This window comes from Komagataeibacter melaceti (genome assembly GCF_003403295.1).
Lineage (GTDB): Bacteria > Pseudomonadota > Alphaproteobacteria > Acetobacterales > Acetobacteraceae > Komagataeibacter > Komagataeibacter melaceti.
Window position 1 is genome coordinate 44369 of record NZ_QUWV01000209.1, and the last position, 9503, is coordinate 53871.

The 9503-nt window shown below is 69.0% G+C and carries 6 protein-coding genes; 1 reads left to right on the forward strand and 5 read right to left on the reverse strand.

All coding sequences use genetic code 11. The annotated features are described in order from the left end of the window. Positions 1–46: 46 nt before the first annotated feature. The 5 genes from DY926_RS16355 to DY926_RS17610 all read right to left on the reverse strand — a co-directional run bounded on the left by DY926_RS16355 (position 47) and on the right by DY926_RS17610 (position 8891). Entirely contained in the window at positions 47–3049 is a 3003-nt protein-coding gene (locus tag DY926_RS16355; RefSeq protein ID WP_241503283.1) for a glycosyltransferase, read from the reverse strand. After that, positions 2946–4637 (reverse strand): SEL1-like repeat protein, encoded by a 1692-nt coding sequence (locus tag DY926_RS16360; RefSeq protein ID WP_116704324.1) that lies wholly within the window; start codon positions 4635–4637, stop codon positions 2946–2948. Before DY926_RS16360 ends, DY926_RS16355 begins: the two co-directional genes overlap by 104 nt. A gap of 83 nt (positions 4638–4720) precedes the next feature. Then, positions 4721–6175 carry an HlyD family type I secretion periplasmic adaptor subunit gene (locus tag DY926_RS16365; protein WP_116704313.1) on the reverse strand — a complete coding sequence of 485 codons (1455 nt, stop codon included), beginning with the start codon at positions 6173–6175 and terminating at the stop codon, positions 4721–4723. Further along, complete coding sequence (locus DY926_RS16370; RefSeq protein ID WP_116704314.1) at positions 6172–8427, reverse strand: peptidase domain-containing ABC transporter; 2256 nt, start codon at positions 8425–8427, stop codon at positions 6172–6174. Before DY926_RS16370 ends, DY926_RS16365 begins: the two co-directional genes overlap by 4 nt. A gap of 98 nt (positions 8428–8525) precedes the next feature. Further along, the gene (locus DY926_RS17610) at positions 8526–8891 is read right to left on the reverse strand and encodes a hypothetical protein (protein WP_186336208.1); all 366 of its coding nucleotides are present in this window, start codon (positions 8889–8891) and stop codon (positions 8526–8528) included. Between the two features lie 188 nt (positions 8892–9079). On the opposite strand from DY926_RS17610, the gene DY926_RS16380 reads away from it, so the two are divergent. Next, positions 9080–9503, forward strand: a 424-nt coding sequence (locus tag DY926_RS16380) for a homocysteine S-methyltransferase family protein (RefSeq protein WP_186336209.1), incomplete at its 3' end; no start/stop codon positions are given.

Consider the following 9503-nt stretch of genomic DNA (forward strand, 5'->3'; position numbering starts at 1 on the left):
CAGCCGGGTGGAGACATGGGGAACAAGGCGGGCCTCTTTGCTGTGGTCATGAGCGGACCCGGGCATAAGACAGCAAAAACGTATTTAATTGGTGAACGGACAGCCCCGGCGGCACGCAGGCACCGCGCCCCGTCGCCCGGATGCGCGCGGCAGGTGCGCCAAGGTCAAAGGCCACGCTGCGCAGCCCCGCCTGCCACAGCAGGGTCAGGGTAAAGCACCATGTCTCCGGACAGAGGGAGGGCACAAAACCGACCTGCCCGGCGCAGCCGCGCACAAGCCCCACCGCATCCTCCGCTTCGTACGGGCCGGTAATGAAGACATGCCCGGTTTCCAGCAGGGGCGCATCATCGCAGGTATGGCCCACCACCATGAACTCCAGCGGCAGGTCACGCGCCATGGCGTCACGCGCGGCGGCCAGCAGCACGCCATGCCCCTTTTCCGGGCCGATCGCGCCCACCACCACAACCCGGCACCGCCCCGTGGGCGGCGGCAGGCCGGAAGCCGGGAGATCACTCCGCGCCGCCGAGAAACGGGCCAGATCCTGACCGGGGCGGTCATCTTCCAGCGGGCGTATGTTGCAGCCAATGGCAGGGAAATACCGCCCCAGCCTGCGCGCCACATCAGCGCAGGGCACGATCACACGCCGCGCACCGGCCAGATCGCGCGCCGTATCCCGGCGCAGGCGCTCCACATCCGCCTCATCACCCAGCGCGCCCAGCGTGCGGATACAGGCCCGGCATTCCGCCACATCCGGCTCACCACAGTATCGGCCCGCGGGACCAACCAGCGTGATGCGCGGGCAGATACCGGCATAATCATGCACATGGCGGTCGTACCGCACCCCCAGTTCACGGCCCAGCAGCGTGCATAATTCGCGCACCCGCCCGCCATGGCCCAGATGATGGTGCACCTCGATCCGCGCCAGCCCCAGCGCGCGCAGCAGCGCGACAAGCACGGGCGCATGACGCGGCCATTCGAAGGTAAGTGGCGGGCAGTCACCCCCCTCCCTGCCATCATCAAGCACGAACCCGCCCGGCGCGGGGGTGAGCACGACCGGCAGCAGCCGCCCGGCCTGCCACATCCGGGCACGGCGGGCCACGACCCGGCCAACCCCACCCGCCCCGGCATGGGTGAGCAGCAGCACCGCGCCGCGCAATCCCACGCCTGCCGCGCGCCAGACCAGCAGGGAAAGACGCTGCCGTGCCGCCGCCAGCGGGTCGGCCCTGACATGTGCCCGCACCAGCGCGTCATAACCGGGAAAAAGCCGGTTCAGCACCCACAGGTTGCGCTGCTGCAACGCCGGGCGCGCACCGCCGAAGGAGGCACCCCCCACATGCCCCACGAACACACCGGGAGCCGCCCGGTGCCGCCAGCCCGCCAGCCGGGCGCGCATGGAAAAATCATTTTCCTCCCCATATCCCCGCCCGAACAGCTCCGGGCGAAAAAGGCCGATCTGGCGCAGGCAGTCGTGGCGGACCAGCATGCAAAACCCATGGGCAGTGGGAATGTCCACATCCCGGCCGCCATTGGCACGCAGCGCCGTGGCCATGAGGTGGCGCACCACCTCCAGCCCCCCGGCCAGCGGTCGTGGCCGGGCCGGGTCCGGCCATGTCAGGATCGAGGCATCGTTGGAAAGGGGCGAGACCGTGCCCGTATCGGCACGCGCATAGGCCACGCGCAGCATTTCATCCAGCCAGCCGGACGCAACCAGCGTATCGCTATTGAGCAGGACGACATCCATGCCCTGCGCATCGGCCAGCGCCGTATTGACCGCCGCGGGATAACCGCTGTTGGTCACATGCCGCCGCAGGGTAATACGCCCCTGTGCCGCATGCTTGTCCAAGGCGCGCGCCAGCAGGGGATCGGGCGTGGCGTCATCCACTACCATGACCTCTACCCCCGCGCCTGCCACACACAGTGGAAGGCTCTGATACACACTGTCCAGACAGGCCAGCGTGCGCGCCCGGTCGGCATAGACCGGAATGACCACCCGGCAGCAGGCGGCCCGGGGCGGCACCCGCACGGGCGCGACCCTGCGGATATTCGGTGCGGGAAACACGCGCCGCGCCCGCGGCAGGCGCACCGGCAGGGGGGAGCCGGTCACATCCTGCCCTGCCCCGGTCACGACCCGCACGGCGCCATGGGGCGCAAGTTCCGGCCATGCCACACCAAACCCCCATACCGGCAGGCCGGGACCGTTGATGCCCTCCCGTATGGTGCCGGACAGGGCCAGCGGCCGCCGTCCCCGTGCATCTTCCACATAAAGTGTCGGGCAGTGCTCCGGCCGGGCAGGCATGAAAACCCAGCCCGCGATGCCCTGTTCTTCCGGCCACAACGCGCCTGTCACGCGGCACAATGCCGCGCTGTCCGGGCGACCACCCAGCAGCACCGTGCCATCATGGGTCACCATGATGTCACGCGCGCGGCGCCAGCGCGGCGGCAGGACCGCATGCTCCGGGGTGGTGCCGGGCAGGCGGACCCTGCGCCCGTCCAGCCTGACCTCCGGGCATGTCCCATCGGGCAGGCCGCCCCAGTGCAGCCCGCCATCCGGGTCCAGCGCGCACCAGCCCGGCAGGGCCATGCGCTGGCAGACAAGGCCAGCGGCAACGCGCAGCGCCGGATCATATCCGTATATGCTGAAAAAATGCCCCAGTTCCGCCGCCGCCCGCGCCCATGCGCCCGCCATGCAACAGGCCAGCACCAGCAGCCGCGACCCCGCGCGGAACGCTCCACGTTCCATGACCGCTTCCACCGCACTGGCGGCACCCGCGCCATCACCGGCGCCCAGACGGGCCGCCGCCAGTGCGTAGCGCACCGCGTCATCCGCCGGGGCCAGTCGGGTCGCGCGCTCCATCCACGCACGGGCCAGCGCATGCCGCCCCTGTCCTGCCAGCACCCGCGCATGGCGCATGGCCGCCAGCATGTCGGCCCCCGGCATGGCCGGATCAGGTGGCGGCATGACCTGCATCCATGCGCGCCAGTTCGGACCGGGCCGCCGCCAGCCCCTGTGCCGCCGCCTGCCCGAACCAGTGCCGGGCCTGCGCGGCATCCACGGCACCGGCCAGGCCACGGGCCAGATAACGCCCGAGCATAAGCTGCGACAGCGCATGGCCACGCGCCGCGCCAAGGCGGAACCAGTGCAGGGCGCGCGTGCGATCGGGCGTTATGTCGTGCCCACCGCCATACATTGCGCCAAGGGAAAACAGGGCTTCCACCCGCCCCGCATCAGCCGCCGCGTGGTACAGCGCCAGCGCCCCGGCATGGTCACGCGGGCCGCCGCGCCCCTCCAGCCGGAGTTGCGCCGCAACCAGACAGGCTTCCGGCAGGCCGTGATGGGCAGCCTGTTCCAGCCAGTGGCGGGCGCGCACTGCATCGGCCTCCACGCCCTCACCACCCAGCAGCATGCGCCCCAGCCAGTACTGCGCATTGACCACCCCACCCCGGGCGGCGCGTTCCATCCACACCACCGCCTGCCCCGGCCGGGGCGCGCACCCCATACCCGCATGCAGGCTGACCGCAAGGTTGAACGCCGCGACCGGATCTCCCGCCCGTGCCGCTGGCGCGAAATCAATGGCCGGGGGGCTGGCCATAGTCGTGTCTGCCTCCTGCGCCATGAAAGCCGCCGCCAGATCCGTCATGGCCGCGACATCGCCCAGCGCGCAGGCCCGTTCCAGCCAGATGCGGGCCTGCGTGGCATCCGCCGCGACCCCGCGCCCGTGCCTGTGAAGAAACGCCAGCATGCGGCACGCCATGGCATGGTCCTGCTGCGCCGCCATGCGGTACCATTTCACTGCCTCATGATCGCCTGCAATGGCGGCTTCACCATGGATATGCAGATCCCCCAGCAGGGCCGCCGCCTCCCGGTCACCGGCAAGGGCCGCGCGGCGCAGCCATGTCTCGGCGGCCATGACATCACGCGGGGTGCCGGTTCCGCCGCGCAGCAGCAGCGCACCATAGCGCGCCTGCGCGGGCCGCACGCCACTGTCGGCGGCACGGGCGTACCAGCCTGCCGCACATGCACCATCAGGCGGCAGGCCCCAGCCACGTTCATGCAGCAGGCCCAACATGTACTGCGCCGTAGGCAGGCCGTATTCCGCCGCGCGGGTCAGGGCGGCCAGCGCATCAGGGTCGGAACCCGGCACGCCGCCCGCTGAAAGATGGGTCACCGCCAGCCCAAGGTCACCCTGCGGGCACCCCGCATCTGCCGCGCGCATGCACCATGCCCGCGCCGCCTGCGGGTCGCGCACGCCCTCCGGTCCCGTGGCCAGCAGATAGCCATACAGGGCCTGTGCCTCGGGCAGGCCCGCCTGCGCCGCGCGGCCTGCCCAGCCGGTGGCCGCTACCGGGTCGGGCCAGCGTTCCAGCCCCTCGGGCAGGGTGACGGGCAGCAACCCGTCCGCCCCCTGCCGGTGGGGCGGATCGACCAGCAGCATGAGTGCCAGTGAAAACCCGGCCTCCGCATGGCCCGCGCTGGCGGCGGTGTGCATCCAGCGCACGCCCTCCACGGGGCTGCGGGGCACGCCGGTTCCCTCCAGATAGGCGCGGGCCACCTGATACTGCGCTGCGATCATTCCCTCCTGCGCAAGCGTGCCCAGCAGGGCGAAGCCCCGTGCCGCGCGCGCTTCATGTTCGAGCATGCGGCACGCACGCCGCAAACGCGCGGTGGAAGACAGCCCCCCCGCCAGGCCAGACAGGAACCCGCGCACCGGACGCCGCCCGCTCAGGGTTCGCGCATGCCGTTGGTCACGGCGGGGATCAGGCGGTTGAGCAGGTACTGCATCATGGTTCGCCGCCCGACATGAATGTCAGCCTCTACCGGCATGCCGGGCTGCGGCTGGAAGAAAGGCGGCACCCCATGCAGGGTGTAGCGGTCAATGGACAGGCGCACGCGGTAATAGGCCGCCTGCGGATCAGGCGCGCCATCATCGCCCTGCCGGGCCTCGCGCTCCGTCGGGGGATTGCGGGTATCGAACGAATCGGCGCTGATGACACGCACGCTTGCCTCCGCCCCGCCGTACTGGGTGTAGGGAAAGGCCGCGAATTTCAGCAATGCCCTGTCACCCGTGCGCACATAGCCCGCATCCACACCGCGCAGGCTGGCTTCCACATCCAGATGGCCACCCAGCGGCACCAGCGTCATCAGCGCGGACGCGGCGGTAATGACGGACCCGGTGGACAGATGCGCGATGCTGAGCACCACCCCGTCGCGCCCGGCGCGCATGACGATCAGGTCATGGTGCAGCATGGCCTTGCTGTAGCTGCCATCGGCATCGGCCAGCCGGTGCTGGGCCAGCGCCAGATCCTGATAGACCGTGGCGTGCCAGTTGCTGGCGTAGCCATCACGCTGGGCCTTCATGGCGTCCAGCCGGGCGCGGGTGCTTTCGGCATCATGCCGGGCGGCGACCTGCGCGCGCACCACTTCCATCAATGTATCCTGCGCTGCCAGCGTGGACAGGCGGCTGCCCACCTGTTCGTGCTGGAGGCGCAGGCGCATGTCCTGCACATCACGCGCGACACGGGCGCGGGCGGCGTAGAGCGCGGCACTTGCCTCATGGCCCTGCAGTTCACTTTCCAGCCCTGCGATCTGGCGGTCGTAGCTGGCCATCTGGGCATTGTATTCCGCCTGCCTGCGCAGGTAGGCCGCCGCTTCCTGCACCGATGCAGGGTCCTTTACATCCGGGGCATAGGGCTGGCCGGTCGCCTCCGCCGTGCGGCGGGCGACCTCCGCACGGTAGGCCGTAACCTGCCTGCGCAGGTTGTTGACATCCGCATCGGTCATGGTCGGGTCAAGGCGGGCCAGCACCTGCCCCTTGTGCACCCGGTCACCTTCATGCACGTCAATGGAGCGGATGATTGCGGTCTCCAGCGGCTGGAGGACCATGGTATCGTCAAACGGGCTGAGCCTGCCGTTGACACTGACCACCCGGTCCAGCGGGAAGAACGTCATCACCACCAGCCCCGCCGCGACCAGGGCCGCCACGATCCAGACCACGTAGCGCGCCGCGTCCGATGGCGGCAGTTCGATCAGTGCCGCGCTGGGGGAATAGAAGGCCAGCAGTTCGGGCGGCATGTCGGCCGGTGCCTGCGCCCCAGGTGGGACGACGGTCGGCAGCGCCGCCGGGCCATCCCCCTCCGGCCCCGGTGCGGGGGAGAGTTCGCGTTCCTGCCCGTTCATGCCGCATCTCCGCATTCATGGGGTACGGGCGGGGGTGGTTCATCATCGCCCCCCGTTTCGTGCAGGCGGTTCTGCTGCATCCATAACGTGCGGTAGAGGTCACAGCGCGCCAGCAGTTCGGCATGGGTGCCGATATCGACCACATGCCCCCGGTCCAGCACGCAGATCCGGTTGCAATCCACCAGCGAGGCAAGGCGGTGCGACACGATCACCATGGTCCGCCCATGAGCCAGATGGCGCAGGTTGGCGTTGACCACGGCCTCACTTTCGGGATCGAGGGCGGAGGTCGCTTCATCAAGGATCAGGAGGCGCGGGTCGGAAATCACCGCGCGCGCGATGGCAAGACGCTGGCGCTGGCCGCCCGAGATGTTGGTCGAGCCTTCCTCGATCCACGTATCGTAGCCTGCGGGCATGCGCTCGATGAACTCCTCCGCCCCTGCCAGGCGTGCGGCACGCACCACATCCTCCAGCGTCAGGCCGGGACGACCGGCAATGATGTTGTCGCGGATGGTGCCGCGAAACAGGAAGTTGTCCTGCAGCACCACCCCGCATGAACGGCGCAGGTAGGTCAGGTTGATTTCACGCAGGTCCACTCCATCCAGCCGCAGGTGCCCGGTATAGCCCCGGCTGACCCCCTGCAGCAGCCGGGTGATGGTAGACTTGCCCGAACCACTGCGCCCGACAAGGCCCAGCATCGTCCCCGCGGGCACGGAAAACGTAATATCGGACAGCGCGGGCGCAGCCGCACCGGGATAGGTAAAGCCGACATCGGCAAAGGACAGCGCCCCGCTTATGGGCGGGCGCAGGCCAGTGGTGAGCGCGCGGGTCTCGGTCGGGCGGTTGAGCACGGAACCTGCCTCGGCCAGTGCGCTGCGCACTTCGTTCAGGTCATCGATCAGCCGCGCCATGCTGACAAGCGGGGCGGCCACGCGCCCGCCCAGCATCGCGAACGCCATGAGTGCCCCCGCCTCCAGCCCCGATGTGGTGGCGGTAATGGCAAGATAGGCCCCGACCAGGATGATGCCGCGATTGATGAACAGGTCCAGCGGCATGACGGCGGTGGCCACCCAGTTGCCCATGCGCCCCGCATCCAGCGAGGCGGCGACGACGCTGGCGGTCTTTTCGTCCCACACTTCCCTGCGCACCGGCTCCAGCGCCAGTGTCTTGACCGTACGGATACCCGCAACGGTTTCATGCAGGGCGGCGCTGCGGTCCATCTCGGCGCGGACCTGCCGGGCCACGAGCCGCGCCATGGCGGGCATCGCCACCACAATGACCGCCCCGATCAGCCCCGCCGCCGCCAGCGTCATCCATGCCAGCGGCAGGCTGAGCCAGAACAGGAACGGCAGCACAACCAGCAGCGTGAACAGGTCAAGGAAGGTATTGAGCAGCCGGCCGGTCATGAACTGCCGCACCCGGTAGATGGCCCCGACCCGGCCGATCACGTTGCCCGCCTGCTCGCGCTCGAAAAACTCCAGCGGCAGGGCAAGGAGCCGGTCGAACACCGCAAGCGAGATGCGCGTATCAAGCCGGGTGGTCAGCACCAGCGTGATCTCGCGCCGGGCATGGGTCAGCAGGATTTCGTAAAACGCCATGACCCCCACCAGCCCGGTCAGGGAAACCAGCGTGGCCATGGAGTGGAAGTTCACCACCCGATCGATCACCTGCATCACGATAAGCGGGGGAAAAACCGCCAGGATGCTTATGGCCATGGATGCGATGACCACATCGCGCAGCAGTCGCCGTTCCCCCAGCACCAGCCCGCGCAGCCACGCGAAATCGACTGGCGGCTCCACCACCGTACCGGCGCGCGCACCGCGCACGAGCAGCACGGCCCCGGTCCAGACCCCGCGCAGGCGCAGTTCATTGACCGCCACGGGGGCGGCGTCGGGGCTGGCGAACGGGTCGGCCAGCCAGACCACGCCGCGTGCCTCATCCGCGCCGACCATAAGCCCCGCCGAGCCATCGGCGAACATCAGCACCACCGGCGGCATGTCGCGCATGCGCACCAGCGCGCGCCAGTGCAGGTGCAGGCCACGGGCGGTGCCGCCATTTTCCTCCACCCAGCGCATCAGCACGGGAATGGAGGGGGAGCTTTCATCTGTCGCAGCGATAAAATCACGCACGTCAAGCGCCATGCCATGGAAGCGCGCCGCGCACAGCACGGCCTGCAGCCTGATCTGTTCCGGCGTGTGGCGCGATGCCGCCTGCCCGCTGGCGGCCGGGTCCGCTGAGTGGTCTGTCTGCCCCACGGCACCCCTTCCGCCCTGCTGGTTGTGGTCCTTACGGTGGCCAAACCTAGGGGCAGAAAGCTGAAGGGTTCCTTAACGGGGGTGGTTTTCGCGCCCGTTCAGGCGTCGGGCATGGCAAAACGCGCGCCCACCAGCACATCCCCCCGCAATGCCGCGCGCCATGCCTGCGCCTGCCCCACGGGCGGCAGCACCGCCACGCGCGCGAACCATTTCAGCCCCCCCGTGGCGCGCTGGCGGAACACATCCCCCAGTGTCGCGGCAACCGTCCCGCCGCGCCCTGTGCAGCACTGGCAGCCCGTCATGTGCCCGAATGCGGTTGCGGGCCGGGCGGCCACCACAACCACCCCGGCCCAGCCATGGGCGGGAATTCCGTCAGTCCCGGTCACGAGCAGGGTGTCCGGGCGCGGGACCAGACCGCTCGTGTCCGTCAGGAATTCCAGGGGGATGCGCCCATCGGCGGTCATGACTGTCTCCATTCACCGGGGCGGGGCCGGACATTGCCTCCCCTCCGGCAATGATACTGGACACCGGCTGGAAGTTGGGGGAATAAAGAGTACCAGACATACACCGGGCAATACAGGGCCGGATATTCGGGCCATGACCACGGCCCATGCCTGCTGTCCCGTCCCGCCATGAGACTTTCAGGATAACAATGACCACTCGCCCCCATCTCCTTGACGCCCTTCGTGAACAGGTTCTGCTTTGTGATGGCGGCATGGGTTCACGCGTGCAGCTTCTGGATCTGGAAGTGGAACGTGATTACTGGGGGCAGGAAAACTGCACCGAAATCCTGAACCTTTCCCGCCCCGAACTGGTGCGTGAAATCCACCGTGGCTATTTCGAGGCCGGGGCGGACATGGTGGAGACCAACAGCTTTGGCGGCACACCCATAACGCTGGGTGAGTTCGGGCTGGCCGACCGCGCGCGTGAGATCAACCGCACCGCCGCCCATCTGGCGCGCGAGGCGGCGGAAAGCTTTTCCGACGGACGGCACCGCTACGTGGTCGGTTCCATCGGGCCGGGCACCAAGCTGCCCTCGCTTGGCAACATTGATTACGACACGCTGGAAGCGGGCC

Bases quoted from the DNA above. Each gene is read 5' to 3' on its own strand.
- DY926_RS16355 (WP_241503283.1), bottom strand. From the start codon at position 3,049: ATGCCGCGCAGGCCCGGCACTGGTTCGGGCAGGCGGCGGCACAGGGGC.
- DY926_RS16360 (WP_116704324.1), bottom strand. From the start codon at position 4,637: ATGCTCGAACATGAAGCGCGCGCGGCACGGGGCTTCGCCCTGCTGGGC.
- DY926_RS16365 (WP_116704313.1), bottom strand. From the start codon at position 6,175: ATGAACGGGCAGGAACGCGAACTCTCCCCCGCACCGGGGCCGGAGGGG.
- DY926_RS17610 (WP_186336208.1), bottom strand. From the start codon at position 8,891: ATGACCGCCGATGGGCGCATCCCCCTGGAATTCCTGACGGACACGAGC.